Raw genomic sequence first — 17,311 nt, 5'->3', positions numbered from 1 at the left:
TTTTTCTAGTTTTCAACAAAATCTCCTTGAAGGGGGGGCGTTCTCTTGATGGGCGTCGCGGCCGGCGGGGCCGGCGGTTTCGGCGGCGGGCGCATCGCGCGCAGCCGGCCGACAACGCCGGTGGGGAAGTAGTAGACGGACAGCACGAACAACAGGCCGAGCCAGAGCAGCCAGCGGTCGGGCGACAGCAGCGCGGCCAGCCAAGGCAGGCCGGCGACGGCTTCGCTGGCGAGCTTCAGCAGGTCCTGCAGGTAGCTCTGGGCCACGACGAACAGGCCGGAGCCGATCGCCGCCCCATAAATCGTGCCCATGCCGCCGATGACGACGATCAGCAGCACGTCCATCATGATCTCGAAGGACAGCGACGTGTCCGGCCCGTTGTAGCGCAGCCAGACGGACAGCATCGCGCCGGCCATGGTCGCGAACAGTGCCGACAGGATGCTCGACACCGTGCGGTAGACAACGACGCGGTAGCCGATGGCCTCGGCCCGGAACTCGTTCTCGCGGATCGCCTGCAGCACCCGGCCGAACGGCGAGTTGACGATGCGCAGCATGGCCAGGAACAGCACCAGCGCCACGACGAACATCAGGTAATAGCAGATCAGCCGGCCATCGAGCGACACGCCGAGGAAAGGCGTCTCGCTCAACTTGAAGCCGGGCGACAGGACCTCGGGCATCTTGAAGGTGAGGCCGTCCTCGCCGCCGGTGAAATCCGACAGCTGCGACGCCAGCGTCTGGAAAGCCGCCGCGAACGCCAGGGTGATCATCGAGAAGAAGATCGCGCGCACCCGAAGCGAAAACAGGCCGATCGCGAGGGCCAGCACGAAGGACACCACCAGTGCGGCCGCCAGGCCCACCGCGAGAGCGCCCCACCCCGCCCCCATGCGCGTGGAGGCGATCGCGACGCCGTAAGCGCCGATGCCGAAGAACATGGTGTGGGCGAAGCTCACGATGCCCGTGTAGCCCAGCAGCAGGTCGAAACTGGCCGCGAGCACGACGAAGATGAGGATCTTCGCGGCGACGTCCAGCGCCTTGACGCCCGGAATGAGGAACGGCGTGAGCAGCAGCGTCGCGAACAGCAGCACCAGCACCACCGCCAGCACCTTGTTGCGCGGGGGGTCGTTGGACAGGAAGCGTGACAACATCGTGGCCTCCTTACTTGTTGAGCGCGTAGACGCCCTGCGGACGCCACAGCAGGATGGCCATCATCAGCGCGATGTTGGAGAACAGCGCCGCCTTGGGCGCGAGGAAGCCGGTGTAGTTGGCCATCAGGCCCACCAGCAGCGCGCCAACCAGCGCCCCGGTGGTGGAGCCGAGCCCGCCGATGATCAGCACGATGAAGATCAGCACGTTGACCTGCGCGCCCATCTGCGGGATCACGTTCTGCTGGTACAGGCCCCACATCACGCCGCCCAGGCCGGCCAGTGCGCTGCCGACCACGAACACGCCGATGAACAGGGTCTTGATGCGGTAGCCGAGCGACTCCACCATCTCGCGGTCCTGCACGCCGGCGCGGATCAGCAATCCGATCTTGGTGCGGGTCAACGTCCACAGCAGCCCGCCGAAGACCGCCAGGCCGACGATCACGGCCAGCAGCCGGTACTTCTCGATCGCGGCATCGCCGAGATAGATGCTCCCGCGCATGCCTTCGGGCAGCGGCAGCGGAATCTGCAGCGGGCCCCAGATCACCTTGATCAGTTCCTCGCCGATGATCATGCCGCCCATGGTGATGAGGATCTGCTTCAGGTGGTTGCCGTACACCGGCCGCACGATGAAGCGTTCGAACGCCAGGCCGATCGCACCGGCCACCAGCATGGCGACCACCATGGCCGGCAGCACCGCCATCAGGTTCACCCAGAGGCTGGACGAGCCCGTGTAGTCACCCATGCTGCCCAGCACGCTGGTCGCCACGAAGGCGCCCAGTGCGATGAACACGCCGTGGCCGAAATTCAGCACGTCCATCAGCCCGAAGACCAGCGTCAGCCCGGACGCGATGATGAAGATGATCATGCCCATGGCCAGGCCGGCCACGGTGAGCGTGACCCAGGTGGAGCCGGAGCCGATCATGGGGAGGACGAGGATGGCGAGCATGGGCACGAGGGCCAGCGGCATCCAGTCGAAGTCGAGGTTTTTCATAGGGCCAGGCCGAGCAGGGAATGTTGCAGTTCTTCGTCGTCGGCCAGCTGCTTCATGGAGCCGGCGTGCACCACGATGCCGTTGTCCATGACTGCGACGGTGTCGCCCAGGCGTTTGGCGAAGTTGATGTTCTGCTCGACGAGGAGGATGGTCACGCCGCTCGCCTTGAGCTGCGCGAACGCATCGATCATGTTGTTGATGATGGCCGGCGCCAGCCCCTTGCTGGGCTCGTCGACGATCAGCAGTTCGCGCGGCTCGACGATCGCGCGCGACACCGCCAGCATCTGCTTCTGCCCGCCCGACAGCTTGCCGGCCGGGTGGTTCCAGAACTTCTCCACGGCCGGGAACAGCGAGAAGATCCATTGCAGGCGCTTCTCGTCGATCTGCTGCGCCGTGCGGGCCGCGCGCGCGGCCAGCAGCATGTTCTCCTTGACGGTGAGGTCGGCGAAGATGCCCATGGTCTCGGGCACGTAGGCCACGCCGAGGCCGGCGATCTGCGGCGTGGCGGCCTGCGTGATGTCCTGGCCGTTCAAGGTCACGCTGCCCTGCGAGGCTTTCCACAGGCCCATGATCGTGCGCAGCGTGGTCGTCTTGCCGGCGCCGTTGCGGCCCAGCAGCATGGTGAGCTGGCCGCGCGGAACGGCGAGGTTGACGCCGTGCAGGATGTGGTACGCGCCGATGTGCGTCTGCACACCCTTCAACTCGAGGAGGTTGGCGTTCATGCCGCCTCCTTCTGCTTCTCGGGCGCGATACCCAGATAAGCCTCTTGCACGATGGGCGAAGCGATGACCGCCGCCGGCTCGCCGTCCGCCACCAAAGTGCCGTTGTGCAGCACGATGATGCGGTCGGCCAGCTCCCTCACGACGTCCATCTTGTGCTCCACCAGCAGGATGGTCTTGCTCTTGTCCGCCTTGAGCTTGCGGATCAGGTTGAGGATGACGGGCGCCTCGGCGGCGTTCATGCCGGCCGTGGGCTCGTCGAACATGAACACGCCCGGGTCCAGGGCCATCAGCAGGGCCACTTCCAGCTTGCGCTGGTCGCCGTGCGGCAGGCTGGCCACGAGCTCGTCTTCCTTGTCCTTCATCGCCACCGCCTCGAGGATCTCCTCGGCGCGTTCCGTCAGGTCGCGGTGGTCGCTCCACACGCTCCACAGGTTGAGGCCATGGCGATGGCTGCCGCTGCGGGCCGCCTGCACCGCCAGGCGGATGTTCTCCAGCACCGTGAGGCGCGGGAACAGGTTGGTGAGCTGGAACGCCCGCCCCAGGCCTGCCCGCGTGCGCTGCGAGGCCGAGGCGCCGGACAGGTCGCGCCCATCGAGCGTGACCGTTCCCGCGCTGGCTTTCAGCTGACCCGAGATCAGGTTGAAATACGTGGTCTTGCCCGCCCCGTTGGGGCCCACGATCGCGGTCAGCGTCCCCGGTTCGAACGAACAGGTGACGCCATTGACCGCGACGTGGCCGCCGAAGCGGATGGTCAGGTCCTGGGTGGCGAGTTTCATGGTCTCCTTGTCTGCAGGTCGCTCACGGGCAGGTGCCGATCACGTAGTAGCCCGGGCTGGTCTGCTTGAGGGTCTTGGTGACGAAGGTGTTGTAGAGCCCCATGTTCTGGTTGGAGCCCTTGGCGTAAACATAACCGCCCGTCGTGGTGGCGCGGCCGGCCGTGACGTGCGCATAGTTCGACGAGGTGAAGCAAGTCGCCGGAGGGGGTGCCGAGCCGGTCGTGGTGCCCGTGGCGCCCGCCGAGACGGCGCCCTGGGAGCCGCTGCTGTTCACGCCCGCCACCGTCCAGGTGTAGGTAGTGGCGGCGGCCAGGCCGGTGTCGGTGTAGCTGGTGCCGGTGACCCCGGTCGCATTCACCTTGTTGCCGTTGCGAAACACGTTGTAGCTGGTGGCCCCGGTGACGCCGCCCCAGGTGATCTGCATCGTCGTCGTGGTCGCGCCGGAGGTCGCCACGCCGGTGGGTGCCGGCAGCGAACCGCCGCCGCCGGAACCGCTGCCGGAGGACACGCGGTCGACCATCGCCTTGATGGCGGCCATCTGCGTGCCGGCCTTCTGCGCGAAGTTGGTGCCGTACCAGCCGATCCAGTCCCAGCAGGCGTTCGGGTTGGCCAGCGAACCGCTCGCGGAAGTCGGCCGGCTCGTGTTGTCGATGCGGGTCTGCGGGAACAGCACGATGATGCTGTTGGTGTCGGCCCAGCGCGAGTAGCCGGTGTTCTTCACGAACTTGTCGCCGATCTTGTCGGTGCTCTGCTGGCAGCCGTGCAGCGCCACGTGCAGCTTGCACTGCGAACCGCTCGCGCAATTGGCGGGCACGTACGCGTAGCCGGTCGCGGCCATTCCAGGGTTGCTGGTGAACTGCGACTGGTTGAACTGGACGTAGTTGCCGGCGGCCGGCGCGTTGTTGCGCGGGTTCAGGGTGCCGTAGAACTGTTCCAGCACGGCCTTGGCGCCGTCATAGCTGCAGTTGCTGATGTACGGCGAGGCCGCGCTGCCGCAGCCGTTGTTGCCGGTGCTGTCGAAATCGGTGGGGAAGGTGTGCGAGGCGCCGCTGCGCACCACGTGCTGCAGGTTGCCCGCCGGCACGCCGTTGTTCGTGTACTGCGTCTTCAGCGCCGTGGTCGGGTTCTGGCCGACCGTCGTGTCGCTGGTGCCGATGAACAGGTAGATCTTCTGGCCGGCGATATTGGACTTGTTGTCGATGGCGCCGCTGCTGCTGTAGCTGTTCAGGCTGTTCTGCATCGTCGTCAGCTGGCTCGCGCTGATGCTGGCGTTGTACATGCAGGCCGTGTAGTTGTTGTGGCCGGCGCACATGTAGGGACCCGCCGCGAACACGCCGACGCCCTTGAAGGTGGACGAATAGGCGATGCCCAGCTGGTTGGCCATGAAGCCGCCCGAGGACAGGCCCGAGACCGTGGTCTTGCTGGTGTCGATGTTGTACTGGCCGAGGTTGACCTGGGCCATGGCCCCCGCGGTGCCGAGGGCCGCGAGCGCGGCAGCGAGGCGAAGCATCGGGCGAAGCAATTTGAACGTCATCGAGAATGTCTCCTGGTTGGTGTTTGGGCGTACACCTGCCCACCCCCGTGTGTCCGGGGTTGTCTCTGACAGAACGGATCAAAAAGAAGGGGCGGCCGCCCCTGAAGGAAAGACGGGGCACGCCGGCACCCCGCCTCCCAACCGGCGCGCGCTCTACCGCTTGTTGCGGATCGGCACGTTCATTTCGGTGGGCTTGATCTCCTTGACCAGGTGGAGATCCGCCATCGCGCCCGGACGGGCGCCCGGTGCCACGCGGAAGTGGTACATCGACTGCATCGCCTGGTGGTCTTCCTTGCGGAAGGTCATCGGGCCCTTCGGCGTGTCGAAGGTCAGGCCTTCCATCGACGTGATCAGCTTGTCGGTGTTGGTGTCGCCCTTGGTCTTCTTCAGCGCCTCGACCACGGCCATCGCGGCGGAGAAACCGCCGGCCGTGAAGAAGTCCGGCGGGCTCTTGAAGCGCGTGTAGTGGTTCGTCACCAGCCACAGGTTCGCCTGGTTCTTGGAGAAGCCGTAGTAGTAGTACGCGGCGCCTTCCATGCCCGGGAAGTTGTTGAACGGCACCATGGCCGGCAGGATGTTGCCGCCGGTGGCCACTTCGATGCCGAAGCGCTTCTTCAGGTCGAGGTCCGCCAGCTTGGCGAACGGCGGGTTGGCGCCGGCCCAGATCACGAAGATCACCTTGCGGCCCGGCTGGTCCTTCATCTTGTCGACGATGCGCTGGAAGCCGGCGGTGAAGTCCGTCGTGTTCTGGGGCAGGTACTCCTCATGGACGACCTTCGACTTGCTGATGGCGTCCTTGAACGCCTTCACGCCGTCGCGGCCGAACGCGTAGTCCTGCGCCAGCGTGGCGACCACCGTGCCCGGCTGGTCGACCGTCACCGCGTTCGAGATCGCATCCTGCGAGCTGCTGCGGCCGGTGCGGAAGATGTACTTGTTCCAGCGCTCGCCGGTGATCGAGTCGGCCACGGCCGGCTCGACCAGCAGCACCTTCTTGTATTCCTCGGCGACCGGCAGCATGGCCAACGCGACGCCCGAGGACGTCGGGCCGATGGCGAGGTCGACCTTGTCGTCGGAATAGGCCGTGGCCAGCAGCGACTTGCCCAGGTCGGGCTTGCCCTGGTCGTCTTTCTCGATCAGCGTGATCTTGCGGCCGTTGACCATCATCGTGCCGCCGGTGGCGTATTCCAGGCCCATCATCAGGCCGGTCTGCGTCTGCTTGCCGTAGGCCTCGAGCGGGCCGGTGCGGCTGTAGATGTGGGCGATCTTGATTTCCTTGCCGGCTTGGGCGAAGGCGAAGGGCGACGCGAGCGCCGTGGTGGCCAGGGCGGCGGCCGCGACCCAGATGCGACGTTGCATGGAATGTCTCCTGTAATGACTGCTGTGCAGAAACCACGTTGCACGCAACGTGCCAGCCGCTAAGTCATTGATTCAGAAGGATTTGGCTCAGCAGCCGGTCGGTTGTGTCTGATTGTCGGACACCGAAAAGTGTCTGAATCCCGAACACTTGCCTGGAAATCAGACAGTCGCTTCCAGCCGCTCGTAGAGTTTCGCCCGGGAGATTCCCAACAGCTTGGCGGCCGCCAACTTGTTCCCGCCGGTCGCCGCCAGCGCGGCCTGGATGGCCTCGCGCTCCAGTTCGGCGACCTGCTCGGCCAGCGGCCGAAGCGCTGAAGCACTCTTGGCCGCGGGTGCCTGCGGCGCGACCGGTGGCGCGGGCGGCACGCGTTCCAGGCCCGCCTCGCGCAGGACCTCCTCCAGCTGGTGCTCCTCGATGTGCTGCGTGTCGCTGCGCATCGCCGCCTGCTCCAACAGGTTGCCGAGCTCGCGGATGTTGCCGCGCCAGGGCTGCGCGGCCAGCATGGCCATGGCGTCGGAACTCAGGTCGAACTGCGGTGTCCCGCCACGCAGCGCGATGCCCTCGGCCAGCACTTCCACCAGCGCGGGGATGTCAGCCCGGCGCTCGCGCAAGGGCGGCACCCGGATCGGCAGCACGTTCAGCCGGTAGTACAAATCTTCCCGGAACTTGCCTTCGCGCACCAGCGCGCCCAGGTCACGCGAGGTCGCGGCGATCACGCGCGCGTCGAACGGCACGACCTTGTTGGAGCCGAGCGGCTCGATCTCGCCTTCCTGCAGCGCGCGCAGCAGCTTGGGCTGCAGGCTGGCGGGCATGTCGCCGATCTCGTCCAGGAACAGCGTGCCGCCATCGGCGAGCTTGAACTTGCCGATGCGGCCCTTGCGATCGGCTCCGGTGTAGGCGCCCGGCGCCACGCCGAAGAACTCGGCCTCCAGCAGGGTGTCGGGCACGGCTGCGATGTTCACGCTGACGAAGGGGCCTTCCGCGCGCGCGGAAGCCGCATGGACGCCCTGCGCGAGCAGTTCCTTGCCCGTGCCCGTCTCACCCAGCAGCAGCACCGGGCTGGACGACAGCGCCGCGCGCCGCGCCTGCCGCTTCACTTCCACGGCCGCCGGGCTGCTGCCCACGAAGCTGGCCAGCGTGTACTTGGTGCGGCGCCGCGTCGCCAGCTCGCGCCGGGCCTCGTCCAGGTCCCGCTGGAGGTTGGCGAACTTGTGGATCAGCGGCTGCAGCGTGGTTTCCGGGTGGTCGAACAAGACGATGCCCAGTGCGCCGATGACCACACCCGCGTCGTCGCGCAGCGGGATCCGGCTGACGACGAACGTGCCGGCCTTGTTTGACAGCAGGTCGATCAGGATCGGCTTGCCTGTTTCCAGCACCCGGTGCATCTGCGTGTTGTGCACGACGTCGGAAACCGGATGCCCCACGAAGTCTTCCACGCGCTCGAAGCCCAGCGCGGGCAGGAAGCGCTTGTAGAGATCGTTGATCCACACCACGCGCGCCTGCCGGTCGACCAGCAGCATGCCTTCGCTGGCATTGGCGAACAGGTCGAACATCGAGCGCGCCGCCAGCTCGAGGATCCGCTGGCCATCCTGCGGCAGAGCTTGGGGGGAGACGACTGCGCTTGCGACCATGCCGGATGCTAACTCTGAAAAATCGCCAAGGCGATTTTTCAGAGTTGTCTGATCAGTGCGAAGAGGACCGGCAGAGCCGGATCCTCTCCGCAAAGGGGACCGCGCTGCATGATATTCCGCGCGGTCCTCGATGCCTTGTTCCCGCGCAGCGGCACAGACCGGCCGGAGCATCGCGCAGGACGGTCTCCCTTGTGGAGGGGATCCGGCTCTGCCGGGCCCCTTCACACCAATCAAGCCACTGAAAATTCGCTGTGGCGAATTTTCAGTGATCACCTGCGGGTTAATCCGGACATTGGGGGTTTCGCGTGACAGGCGATCGACAGTTCGCCCGCGCAGCATCGCCATGGCCCACACAAGGAGACAAGCCATGCGCCGAGACACGTTCCTGAAGTCGATCGCCGCGCTGGCGGCCGCCGGCAGCCTGCCGCTGCCCGCGCATTCCGCCGCCACGCTGAAGATGATGATCCCCGCCAACCCCGGCGGCGGCTGGGACACCACCGGCCGCTCCCTGGGCAAGGCTCTGACGGAGGCCAAGGCGGCCGACGCCGTCCAGTACGAGAACAAGGGCGGCGCCGCCGGCATCCTGGGGCTGGCGCAGTTCGCCAACGCCAGCAAGGGCGACCCGAACGCCCTGCTGATGATGGGCGCCGTCATGCTGGGCGGCATCATCACCGGCAAGCCGCCGGTGCAACTGAGCCAATGCACGCCGATCGCCCGCCTCACGAGCGAATACAACGTGTTCGTGGTGCCGGCCGATTCGCCGTTGAAGACCATGAAGGACGTGGTCGACCTGCTGAAGAAGGACCCGGCGGCCGTCAAGTGGGGCGGCGGCTCGCGCGGCTCGACCGAGCACATCTCGGCCTGCATGCTGGCGCGCCAGGTCGGCGTCGACCCGAAGAAGGTGAACTATGTCGCCTTCCGCGGCGGCGGCGAAGCGGTGGCAGCCATCCTCGGCGGCAACGTGACCGTGGGCGGCAGTGGGTACAGCGAGTTCGCCGAGCACATCGTCTCCGGCAAGATGCGGCCCATCGCCGTGACGTCGCAGAAGCGCCTGCCCGGCATCGCGGTGCCGACCATGAAGGAACAGGGCTACGACGTGGTGCTGGGCAACTGGCGTGGGGTGTACGGTGCGCCCGGCATCACGCCCGCACAGCGCGCGGAGCTCACCAGCCTCGTGCTGGCCGCCATCAAGACCAAGGCCTGGACCGATGCGGTCGCCAAGAATGCGTGGACGCCGGCAGTCCAGACCGGCAAGGACTTCGACGACTTCGTCGAGTACGAGTTCTCCAGCCTGCGGGCGATCATGTACCTGTCGGGGATGGTCTGACGACCGCGGCTATTTCTTCAGGGGCACCACCGTGCCCGCCGGCAGCGCCACCGCGGTCAAGCTGTTCTGCGGCGAGCCCTCGATGATGCGGTCCGAATAGGTGAGGTAGATCAAGGCGTTGCGCTTCGCATCCACCATGCGTACCACGCGCAGCTTCTTGAAGACGAGGGAGATGCGTTCGTTCAGCACCTCTTCCTGCTGTTCCAGCGGCTTGCCGGTGGGGAAGCTGATGGCGCCGGTCTGGCGGCAGGCGATGGACGCTTCGGCCTTGTCTTCCGCCAGCCCGAGGCCGCCCTTGATGCCGCCCGTCTTGGCGCGCGAGACGTAGCAGGTGACGCCCGCCACCTTGGGGTCGTCGTAGGCTTCCACCACGATCTTGTGGTCCGGCCCCAACCACTGGAAGACGGTATCCACGGAGCCCACCTGCTCGCCCTCCGCCTTGCCGCAGGCAGCGAGGACGAGCAAGGTGGCGGCGAAGAGGATGGGCATGCGCATGAGGGGCTCCGGGACAGTCGGCTGAACTGTAGCGGATGGGCGCCCGCGCGCCCGGCATCCACGCCCCGGCGCTCAGTGAAGCGGAGGGCCCGCCGGCAAGCCCAGTCGCCGGCGCAGCGTCGCCTCGTACTCCCAATCCGTCGCGCAGTCCGCGTCGCAGAACAGCCGGTCGCCCAGGCCTTCATTCGCGCCGCAGTGATGGCACTCGCCGATCGGCCGCAGCACATGCGCCCGCGAACGCTGCGCGGCGAGCGCCAGGGTCAAATGGCGTTGCTCGGAATCGAATGCGAGATCTGCTTCGTCGGCCATGGACTGCTCCAGCGGGTTGGCTTGTGAGGACTCGATTGTTCTGGTCGGGCCCGCGGTTGTCGGCGGCCAGAGTTCGATGCCTGGCGTAGGACCGTGGCGCCGTCCGGCATCGGGATTCGCCCTGAGCGGCGACGCCGGCGTCGCCGTGAGTGAAGACCGTCACCGCCGCCGCGCACGGGTCAAAGCAACGCGGGGTTCATCCGCCACACCGTCACGCTGAGCGCGGTGGCAAACAGGATCCAGGCCAGGTAGGGCAGCAGCAGCGCGCCGGCCGTCGGGCGGATTCGCCAGAACGCTGCCAGCGCCGCGACCACCAGCAGGTCCAGCACCAGGATGTCGGCGATGGCGCCCTCGCCGGAGCGCCAGGCGAAGAAGAACCACGACCACAGAACGTTCGCGACCAGCTGGAACCCGAACAGTGCCAGGGCCCCGCCATGGCGGCCCGGCGAACGCCAGACCAGCCAGGCGGCCACAGCCATCATCGCGTAGAGGACGGTCCAGACCGGACCGAACCAGCCGGCCGGCGGCGCCCAACCTGGCAATTGAAGCTGCGAATAGAACACCGGCGCCGAACTCGAACCGACGGCACCGATCGCTGCCGCGGCGCCCACCAGCAACAGCCAGGCGGCCAGCGACCGTGCGGGATGTGGTGCTGCATGGGGAGAAGCTGGACGCATGCCTGATCATGGCGGGCGAAGCGTGGGCTGGTGCGTCGGCCAATGCCGCGACATCCTGCAAGTCCCGCCTCGGGACCGGCTAGAGTGCACCCCATGCCATCCATCGTCATCCGGGCCGCGCAAGCGGACGACGCTCGCCTCATCCTCCGATTCATCCGGGAGCTGGCCATCTACGAGAAGGCCGAGCACGAAGTGGAAGCGTCGGAAGCCGACATCCGTGCTTCGTTGTTCGACCCGGGTGGCCCCGCGCGCGCGCTCATGTGCACTGTCGACGGCGAGTACGCCGGCTTCGCCGTCTACTTCTTCAACTACTCCACCTGGCAGGGCCGCAAGGGTCTGTACCTGGAGGACCTGTACCTGACACCCGCGCACCGCAACGTCGGCGCCGGCAAGGCCTTGCTGCAGCACCTGGCGCGCATCGCCGTGGCCGAAGGCTGCGGCCGGTTCGAGTGGAGCGTGCTGGACTGGAACGAGCCTGCGCTGCAGTTCTACCGGTCCATCGGCGCGTGGCCCATGGCGGAATGGGTGAAGCACCGGCTGGCGGGGCCGGCTTTGATTGAGTTTGCCGGCTCTGGAAGCACCGGGTCCCAGCCTTCGCCGGGATGACGGTTCGTCAAGCCAGCTTTCTGGCCGCCCGCATCCGCATCACCCGCGGCACGATCAGCACCGCCAGGATGACCACCAGCAGCGCCAGCGACATCGGCCGGGTCAGGAAGACACTGAAGCTGCCCTCCCCGATCGACACGGCGTTGCGCAGCTGCGCTTCGGCCAGCGGGCCCAGGATCATGCCGACCACCACCGGCGCCGTCGGGAAGTCGAAGCGCCGCATCAGCACGCCCAGCAGCCCGATGGCATACAGCAGCACCAGGTCGAACGCGCTCTGGCGCATGCCATAGGCACCCACCGTCGCGAAGATCAGGATGCCCGCGTACAGCTGCGGCTTCGGGATCTCGAGCAGCTTCACCCACAGCTTCACCAGCGGCAGGTTCAGGATCAGCAGCATCACGTTGCCGATGTACAGCGAGGCGATCAGCGCCCAGACCAGCGCGGCCGAGGTGGTGAAGAGTTGCGGGCCGGGGTTCAGGCCATAGTTCTGGAAGGCCCCCAGCAGGATGGCGGTGGTGTTCGACGTCGGGATGCCGAGCGTGAGCAGCGGGATCAGCGCCGCGGTCACTGCGGCGTTGTTGGCGGCTTCGGGGCCGGCCACGCCTTCGATGGCGCCGGTGGTGCCGAACTCCTTGAGGTCCTCGCCCTTGGCGAGCTTCTTCTCGGTGGCGTAGGAGAGGAAGGTCGGGATTTCGGTGCCGCCGGCCGGGATGCAGCCGAAGGGCGCGCCGATGGCGGTGCCGCGCAACCAGGCGGGGATGGACCGCTTCCAGTCGCGACCGCTCATGTAGACGCGGCTCATCGGATTCCGGGCCTCGGTGCTGCGGCCCTCGTACATGGCGGCGTACATCACCTCCGCTACGGCGAACAGGCCCACCGCCACCAGCACGATCTCGATCCCGTCCAGCAATTCGGCCTTGCCCATGGTGTAGCGGGGCTGGCCGGAGATCTGGTCCAGGCCGATGCAGCCGATGGCCAGGCCCAGCAGCAGCGCCGTCATGCCGCGCAACGTGCTCTTGCCGAGCACCGCGCTCACGGTCGTGAAGGCCAGCACCATCAGCATGAAGTATTCCGGCGGGCCGAGCTTGACCGCCTGCTCCGCCACGACTGGCGCGAACAGTGTGACGATGACCGTCGCTATGGTGCCGGCGACGAAGGAGCCGATGGCGGCAGTGGCCAGCGCCTGGCCGGCGCGGCCGCTCTTGGCCATCTTGTTGCCCTCCATGGCCGTGACCATGGTGGCGGTCTCTCCCGGGGTGTTCAGCAGGATCGACGTGGTCGAGCCGCCGTACATCGCGCCGTAGTAGATGCCGGCGAAGAAGATCATCGAGGCCGTGGCTTCGACCTTGGCCGTGATCGGCAGCAGCATGGCCACGGCCACCGCGGGGCCGATGCCGGGCAGCACGCCCACCACTGTGCCGAGCACGCAGCCCACCAGGGCCCACATCAGGTTGGCCGGCGAGATCGCCGTCGCGAAGCCCTGCATCAGCGCATTGAGAATGTCCATCATCAGAGCCACCCGGTGCTGGTGAGTCCGGGCAAATTGATTGCCAGGAATTTGGTGAACATCCAGAACACCGGCGCGGAGATCAGCAAGCCGGTCACCAGGTCCATCGACAGGCTGCGCGGGTCACCGGCGGCCTGCCCGGCCGCTCGGCGCAGGCCTTGCACCGCCAGCATGTAGCAGAGCGTGCAGCTCAGGATGAAACCGATGGTCGTGATCAGTGCCGCGTTGGCGAGCAGGCCCGCCGACACCCAGGCCAGGCCCGGCCAATAGGCCTTCTCGGAGCCCGTGGGGTCGTCCATCGCGCGGAAGCCGCCGGTGAGGGCCTCGCGGACGATCAACACCCCGCATGCAGCCAGCGAGACCGCGACCACCCAGGGCAGAAAGTTGGGGCCGACGCCGCCGTAGCCGGCCGCCGCCGGAATCTGCACCGCGCCGGCCATCAGCGCCAGCCCGAGCAGCAGCACGCCGGCCCCCACGCCGGTCTGCAGTTTCTTTCCCAAGGGGTTGTCCATGTTGTTGTTCCCTTTGTCTCCACCGCACAAGAAAAAGCGCCCGGGTTCGCCGGGCGCCTTTCAGACGCTGGGCCGCGCGCAGCGGCCGGTCAGACCATCCCGGACTTCACCATGGTAGCGCGAAGACTGGCAAAGTCGTCGTCGACGAACTTCTCGAAGGCCGGACCCGACAGCACGGCCGGCGTCCAGTTGTTCTTCTCCATGGCTTCCTGCCACGACTTGGTCTTCAGGGCGGCGAGGACCATGTCGGTCAGCGCCTTGCGCTGCGGCTCGGTGATGCCGGGGGCGCCATAGACGCCGCGCCAGTTGCCGATCTCCACGTTGATGCCCTGCTCCTTGAGCGTGGGGACGTTGATGCCCTTGAGCTTCTGGCCGGAGGTGACGCCGATGGCCTTCATCTTGCCGCTGTTGATGTACTCGGCGAACTCGCTGTAGCCGCTGCCGCCCACCGTGACGTTGCCGCCCAGGATGGCGGCGGTGGCTTCTCCGCCCCCCCGGAAGGCGACGTAGTTGATCTTGGAAGGGTCGACGCCGACCTCGCGGGCGATCATCGCGGCCGCGATGTGCTCGGTGGAGCCGCGCGAACCGCCACCCCACTTGACGCTGCCCGGATCCTTCTTCAGCTGCGCCACGACGTCGGCCATGGTCTTCAGCGGCGAATTGGCCGGCAGCACGAACACGTTGTATTCGCTGGTCAGGCGGGCGATGGGCGTCAGGGTCTTCAGGTCGACCGGCGGCTTGCCGGTGATGATGCCGCCCAGCATGACGGCACCCATCACCATCATGGCGTTCGGGTCGCCCTTGCTGCTGTTGGCGAACTGCGCCAGGCCCAGTGCGCCGGCGGCACCGCCCTTGTTGTCGTAGTTGACGCTGTCGGCCACCTTGGCGTCCTGCAGGGCCTTGCCCAGGGCGCGGCCGGTGGTGTCCCAGCCGCCGCCCGGGTTGGCGGGGATCATCATCTTGACGTTGGCGGCGGCGCGGGCCGTGAGGGGCAGCGCACCGGCGGCGGCCAGGGCCGCCATGGTTCTGAGGAAGGTATCGCGGCGCATGGGAGGGTCTCCTTGTTCGTGAAAGCTGGGTCAACGCGCATCATGCGCCCGCCGCCTGTCATTCGGCTGTCCCGGGCATTGGGGAAACCACTGAACCGGCCTGGTGCGCCGGACCCGGCCGTACGCTAACCTAGCCGCCACATGAAGGTCCTTCTGGTCGAAGACGATCCCTCGATGCTGGCCACGCTGGAGCGCGCGCTCAGCCGGCGCGGCCTCGCCGTGACCGGGTGCAACGACGGCCAGCAGGCGCTGGACCGCTGGCACGCGGCGCCGCCCGACGTGGTGCTGCTCGACCTCACGCTGCCCGGCATGGACGGCCTCGACGTGCTGGCCCGGGCCCGGCGCAGTGGATTGACCACACCGGTCCTGATCCTGACGGCGCGCGGCACGGTAGGCGACCGCGTCATCGGCCTGAACACGGGCGCCGACGACTACCTGCCCAAGCCCTTCGACCTCGACGAACTGGAGGCGCGCGTGCGCGCCCTGCACCGGCGGCACCACACGGCCGGGACCGACTCGCCCGCCGACCAACGCGTGGGCCGCCTGCGCCTGGAACGTGACAGCGGCGCGGTCTACCGGGGTGACGAGGTGCTCGACCTGACACCGCGCGAGCTCGCCCTGGTGCAGGCACTCATGGCCCGCCCCGGCCATGCGGTGAGCAAGGAGCGGCTCTTCGAGCTGGTGTTCCCCGGCGAGAGCGACGTGCAGTTCGAAGCCGTGGAGGTGGTGGTCTACCGCTTGCGCAAGAAGCTGGCGGGCAGCGGCGTTTCCCTGGTCACGCTGCGCGGCCTGGGGTACCTGCTCAAGGCCGAGGGATGACCGGGCGCAAGCCGCTGTCGCTGCGGCGCTACCTGCTGCTGGGGATCCTGGTGCCGGTGGGCGCATTCGTCGTCATCAACGCGGTGAGCCTCTACCGGGAGACGCTGGCCGCGGTGAACACGGCGTACGACCGCACCCTGCTGGCCTCCACCAAGTCCATCGGCGAACTGCTGGATGTCAAGGGCTTCGACGACGAAGCGCAGTTGCGAGTGACCGTGCCCTACGCCGCGCTGGAAGCCTTCGAGGCCGACACCCAGAGCCGGATGTTCTACCGCGTCTCCACCCTCAAGGGCCAGCTGGTGTCGGGCTTCGGCAAGCTGCCTTTCTGGCGCGGCGTGCTGCCGGACCGCAACGCCTATGCCGCGCTGGTGGACTTCTACGACGACCGCTTCGAGGGCGAAGCGGTGCGCGTCGCCGTGTTGCTGCAGCCCGTGGCCAGCCAGAACGGCCGGGCCATGGCGGTGATCCAGGTCGCCGAGACGCTGGAGCTGCGGCAGACACTCACGCGCAAGATCCTGTTCGACCATCTCTGGCGGCAAGCCGTGCTGGTGGCGGTGATCGCCCTGGTGGCGGTGGTGGTCGTGCAGCGCGCCACCTCGCCCGTGCGCCAGCTCAGCAGCCAGTTGCGCGACCGGCCCGAAGGCGATCTCACGCCCATCGTCGCGGCCGACGCGCCGCGCGAACTGCTGCCGCTGGTGGACGCCACCAATGCCGTCATGACGCGGCTGGCGCACCTGCTGGACAACCAGAAGCGCTTCGTGCGCGACACGTCCCATCAATTGCGCACACCCCTCGCCGTCCTGAAGACCCAGGTGCAGTCGGCCCTGCGCGGCGACGTCGAGCCGCGGCAAGCCCTGCTGGAGATCAATGACACCGTCGAGCGCGCCACGCTGCTGGCCAACCAGATGCTGGCGCTGGCCCGGGTGGAGCAATTGCGCCAGCAGCAGGACGAAAGCGTGACCGACCTGGCCGAGGCCGTGCGGACCATCGCGCTGGAGCTGGCCCCGCTGGTGGCCGACAAGGACATCGATTTCGACATCGAGACGCAGCCGGCACCCATCCGCGCGCACGAATGGATGCTGCGCGAACTCACCCGGAACCTGCTGCACAACGCCGTCAAGCACACACCGCCGGGCGCGGCCCTGTCGGTGCGCGTGATGGCCGACCGCAACTCGGCCGCGCTGACGGTGGCCGACAGCGGCCCGGGGGTTCCCGCCGAGCTGCGGCCCCGGCTCTTCCAGCCCTTCTCGGCCGGAGACGTTCGCAGCGGCTCGGGCCTGGGCCTGGCGATCTGCCACGAGATCGTGCGCGCGCTCGGCGGCACGATCACCCTGGAAAACAGGGAAAACCATGGCCGCATCGCGGGGCTGGACGCCACGGTGCGCCTCCCGCTGGCGGAGAATGGGAGCTGATGGAAAGACTGCGTATCGACAAGTGGCTGTGGGCCGCGCGCTTCTACAAGACGCGCAGCCTGGCCAGCGAAGAGATCGACAAGGGCCGCGTGCACGTCAACGGCGCCGAAGTGAAGCCGGCGCGCGAAGTCAAGCCCGGCGACACCGTCGCCATGCGCCGTGAAGGCATGACGCGCACCGTGGTCGTGAAAGGCGTGTCGAACATGCGCGGGCCGGCGCCGGTGGCGCAGCAACTCTATGAGGAAACGCCTGAAAGCGTGCTCGCGCGCGAGCAGAGCGTGGAGCAGCGGCGCCTGGCGCCCGAGCCGGCCCATTCCATCGAACATGGACGCCCCACCAAGCGTGGGAGGCGCGACCTCGACGAAGCCAGCAAGGGATGGGGCGATCGCTGGAGCGCCTCGGTCGACGACGAGTGAGGCGCAACGCCCCGCTCCGGGCTTGT

The 17,311-nt window shown here is 67.4% G+C and carries 18 protein-coding genes; 5 read left to right on the top strand and 13 right to left on the bottom strand.

The genetic code is table 11. From position 1 onward, the window contains the following. Positions 1-5: 5 nt before the first annotated feature. From FN976_RS20720 to FN976_RS20690, 7 genes are all read right to left on the bottom strand, one after another. The gene (locus FN976_RS20720; RefSeq protein WP_145894969.1) at positions 6-1,145 is read right to left on the bottom strand and encodes a branched-chain amino acid ABC transporter permease; all 1,140 of its coding nucleotides are present in this window, start codon (positions 1,143-1,145) and stop codon (positions 6-8) included. Between the two features lie 10 nt (positions 1,146-1,155). Next, positions 1,156-2,136, bottom strand: coding sequence for a branched-chain amino acid ABC transporter permease (locus tag FN976_RS20715; RefSeq protein ID WP_145894968.1), 981 nt, complete (start codon positions 2,134-2,136; stop codon positions 1,156-1,158). Continuing rightward, positions 2,133-2,858 (bottom strand): ABC transporter ATP-binding protein, encoded by a 726-nt coding sequence (locus FN976_RS20710; RefSeq protein ID WP_145894967.1) that lies wholly within the window; start codon positions 2,856-2,858, stop codon positions 2,133-2,135. The genes FN976_RS20715 and FN976_RS20710 overlap by 4 nt, the downstream gene beginning before the upstream one ends. Beyond that, the gene (locus FN976_RS20705; RefSeq protein ID WP_145894966.1) at positions 2,855-3,634 is read right to left on the bottom strand and encodes an ABC transporter ATP-binding protein; all 780 of its coding nucleotides are present in this window, start codon (positions 3,632-3,634) and stop codon (positions 2,855-2,857) included. The genes FN976_RS20710 and FN976_RS20705 overlap by 4 nt, the downstream gene beginning before the upstream one ends. Before the next feature lie 22 nt (positions 3,635-3,656). After that, a complete protein-coding gene (locus tag FN976_RS20700; RefSeq protein ID WP_145894965.1) occupies positions 3,657-5,168 on the bottom strand; it encodes an extracellular catalytic domain type 2 short-chain-length polyhydroxyalkanoate depolymerase in 1,512 nt (503 codons plus the stop codon). A gap of 153 nt (positions 5,169-5,321) precedes the next feature. Further along, positions 5,322-6,524, bottom strand: a complete 1,203-nt coding sequence (locus FN976_RS20695) for a substrate-binding domain-containing protein (protein ID WP_145894964.1) — start codon at positions 6,522-6,524, stop codon at positions 5,322-5,324. 159 nt (positions 6,525-6,683) lie between these two features. Further along, positions 6,684-8,156 carry a sigma-54 interaction domain-containing protein gene (locus FN976_RS20690; protein ID WP_145894963.1) on the bottom strand — a complete coding sequence of 491 codons (1,473 nt, stop codon included), beginning with the start codon at positions 8,154-8,156 and terminating at the stop codon, positions 6,684-6,686. Positions 8,157-8,523: 367 nt separating this feature from the next. Between FN976_RS20690 and FN976_RS20685 the strand changes: the two genes are divergently transcribed. Beyond that, a complete protein-coding gene (locus FN976_RS20685; protein WP_145894962.1) occupies positions 8,524-9,483 on the top strand; it encodes a Bug family tripartite tricarboxylate transporter substrate binding protein in 960 nt (319 codons plus the stop codon). Positions 9,484-9,492: 9 nt separating this feature from the next. Here the strand turns inward: FN976_RS20685 and FN976_RS20680 are convergent, their stop codons facing one another. The 3 genes from FN976_RS20680 to FN976_RS20670 all read right to left on the bottom strand — a co-directional run bounded on the left by FN976_RS20680 (position 9,493) and on the right by FN976_RS20670 (position 10,964). After that, a complete protein-coding gene (locus FN976_RS20680) occupies positions 9,493-9,972 on the bottom strand; it encodes a CreA family protein (RefSeq protein WP_255440642.1) in 480 nt (159 codons plus the stop codon). Positions 9,973-10,050: 78 nt separating this feature from the next. After that, a complete protein-coding gene (locus FN976_RS20675) occupies positions 10,051-10,287 on the bottom strand; it encodes a hypothetical protein (protein ID WP_145894960.1) in 237 nt (78 codons plus the stop codon). Positions 10,288-10,466: 179 nt separating this feature from the next. Further along, positions 10,467-10,964, bottom strand: a complete 498-nt coding sequence (locus FN976_RS20670) for a TspO/MBR family protein (protein WP_145894959.1) — start codon at positions 10,962-10,964, stop codon at positions 10,467-10,469. A 93-nt stretch (positions 10,965-11,057) separates the two neighbouring features. On the opposite strand from FN976_RS20670, the gene FN976_RS20665 reads away from it, so the two are divergent. Beyond that, entirely contained in the window at positions 11,058-11,570 is a 513-nt protein-coding gene (locus tag FN976_RS20665; RefSeq protein WP_145894958.1) for a GNAT family N-acetyltransferase, read from the top strand. Between the two features lie 7 nt (positions 11,571-11,577). Here the strand turns inward: FN976_RS20665 and FN976_RS20660 are convergent, their stop codons facing one another. The 3 genes from FN976_RS20660 to FN976_RS20650 all read right to left on the bottom strand — a co-directional run bounded on the left by FN976_RS20660 (position 11,578) and on the right by FN976_RS20650 (position 14,638). Continuing rightward, positions 11,578-13,077 carry a tripartite tricarboxylate transporter permease gene (locus FN976_RS20660; RefSeq protein ID WP_145894983.1) on the bottom strand — a complete coding sequence of 500 codons (1,500 nt, stop codon included), beginning with the start codon at positions 13,075-13,077 and terminating at the stop codon, positions 11,578-11,580. Between the two features lie 2 nt (positions 13,078-13,079). Then, a complete protein-coding gene (locus FN976_RS20655) occupies positions 13,080-13,589 on the bottom strand; it encodes a tripartite tricarboxylate transporter TctB family protein (protein ID WP_145894957.1) in 510 nt (169 codons plus the stop codon). 89 nt (positions 13,590-13,678) lie between these two features. Next, entirely contained in the window at positions 13,679-14,638 is a 960-nt protein-coding gene (locus tag FN976_RS20650; protein WP_145894956.1) for a Bug family tripartite tricarboxylate transporter substrate binding protein, read from the bottom strand. Positions 14,639-14,779: 141 nt separating this feature from the next. Between FN976_RS20650 and FN976_RS20645 the strand changes: the two genes are divergently transcribed. The 3 genes from FN976_RS20645 to FN976_RS20635 are packed head-to-tail and all read left to right on the top strand — an operon-like array spanning position 14,780 to position 17,285. After that, complete coding sequence (locus FN976_RS20645; protein ID WP_145894955.1) at positions 14,780-15,457, top strand: response regulator transcription factor; 678 nt, start codon at positions 14,780-14,782, stop codon at positions 15,455-15,457. Beyond that, the gene (locus tag FN976_RS20640) at positions 15,454-16,869 is read left to right on the top strand and encodes a sensor histidine kinase (protein ID WP_145894954.1); all 1,416 of its coding nucleotides are present in this window, start codon (positions 15,454-15,456) and stop codon (positions 16,867-16,869) included. Before FN976_RS20645 ends, FN976_RS20640 begins: the two co-directional genes overlap by 4 nt. After that, positions 16,869-17,285, top strand: coding sequence for an RNA-binding S4 domain-containing protein (locus tag FN976_RS20635; RefSeq protein WP_145894953.1), 417 nt, complete (start codon positions 16,869-16,871; stop codon positions 17,283-17,285). The genes FN976_RS20640 and FN976_RS20635 overlap by 1 nt, the downstream gene beginning before the upstream one ends. The last annotated feature ends 26 nt before the right edge of the window (positions 17,286-17,311 follow it).

The sequence above is a fragment of the Caenimonas sedimenti genome (assembly GCF_007833165.1).
In the GTDB taxonomy this organism is placed as follows: Bacteria; Pseudomonadota; Gammaproteobacteria; order Burkholderiales; family Burkholderiaceae_C; genus Ramlibacter; species Ramlibacter sedimenti.
This window is presented reverse-complemented; position numbering and strand designations above follow the sequence as displayed.

What these genes read in the sequence shown, in the direction of transcription:
- FN976_RS20655 (WP_145894957.1), bottom strand. Translation starts at nt 13,589, where the DNA reads ATGGACAACCCCTTGGGAAAGAAACTGCAGACCGGCGTGGGGGCCGGC.
- FN976_RS20660 (WP_145894983.1), bottom strand. Translation starts at nt 13,077, where the DNA reads ATGGACATTCTCAATGCGCTGATGCAGGGCTTCGCGACGGCGATCTCG.
- FN976_RS20720 (WP_145894969.1), bottom strand. Translation starts at nt 1,145, where the DNA reads ATGTTGTCACGCTTCCTGTCCAACGACCCCCCGCGCAACAAGGTGCTG.
- FN976_RS20635 (WP_145894953.1), top strand. Translation starts at nt 16,869, where the DNA reads ATGGAAAGACTGCGTATCGACAAGTGGCTGTGGGCCGCGCGCTTCTAC.
- FN976_RS20650 (WP_145894956.1), bottom strand. Translation starts at nt 14,638, where the DNA reads ATGCGCCGCGATACCTTCCTCAGAACCATGGCGGCCCTGGCCGCCGCC.
- FN976_RS20710 (WP_145894967.1), bottom strand. Translation starts at nt 2,858, where the DNA reads ATGAACGCCAACCTCCTCGAGTTGAAGGGTGTGCAGACGCACATCGGC.
- FN976_RS20645 (WP_145894955.1), top strand. Translation starts at nt 14,780, where the DNA reads ATGAAGGTCCTTCTGGTCGAAGACGATCCCTCGATGCTGGCCACGCTG.
- FN976_RS20690 (WP_145894963.1), bottom strand. Translation starts at nt 8,156, where the DNA reads ATGGTCGCAAGCGCAGTCGTCTCCCCCCAAGCTCTGCCGCAGGATGGC.
- FN976_RS20705 (WP_145894966.1), bottom strand. Translation starts at nt 3,634, where the DNA reads ATGAAACTCGCCACCCAGGACCTGACCATCCGCTTCGGCGGCCACGTC.
- FN976_RS20640 (WP_145894954.1), top strand. Translation starts at nt 15,454, where the DNA reads ATGACCGGGCGCAAGCCGCTGTCGCTGCGGCGCTACCTGCTGCTGGGG.
- FN976_RS20700 (WP_145894965.1), bottom strand. Translation starts at nt 5,168, where the DNA reads ATGACGTTCAAATTGCTTCGCCCGATGCTTCGCCTCGCTGCCGCGCTC.
- FN976_RS20675 (WP_145894960.1), bottom strand. Translation starts at nt 10,287, where the DNA reads ATGGCCGACGAAGCAGATCTCGCATTCGATTCCGAGCAACGCCATTTG.
- FN976_RS20680 (WP_255440642.1), bottom strand. Translation starts at nt 9,972, where the DNA reads ATGCCCATCCTCTTCGCCGCCACCTTGCTCGTCCTCGCTGCCTGCGGC.
- FN976_RS20670 (WP_145894959.1), bottom strand. Translation starts at nt 10,964, where the DNA reads ATGCGTCCAGCTTCTCCCCATGCAGCACCACATCCCGCACGGTCGCTG.
- FN976_RS20685 (WP_145894962.1), top strand. Translation starts at nt 8,524, where the DNA reads ATGCGCCGAGACACGTTCCTGAAGTCGATCGCCGCGCTGGCGGCCGCC.
- FN976_RS20665 (WP_145894958.1), top strand. Translation starts at nt 11,058, where the DNA reads ATGCCATCCATCGTCATCCGGGCCGCGCAAGCGGACGACGCTCGCCTC.
- FN976_RS20715 (WP_145894968.1), bottom strand. Translation starts at nt 2,136, where the DNA reads ATGAAAAACCTCGACTTCGACTGGATGCCGCTGGCCCTCGTGCCCATG.
- FN976_RS20695 (WP_145894964.1), bottom strand. Translation starts at nt 6,524, where the DNA reads ATGCAACGTCGCATCTGGGTCGCGGCCGCCGCCCTGGCCACCACGGCG.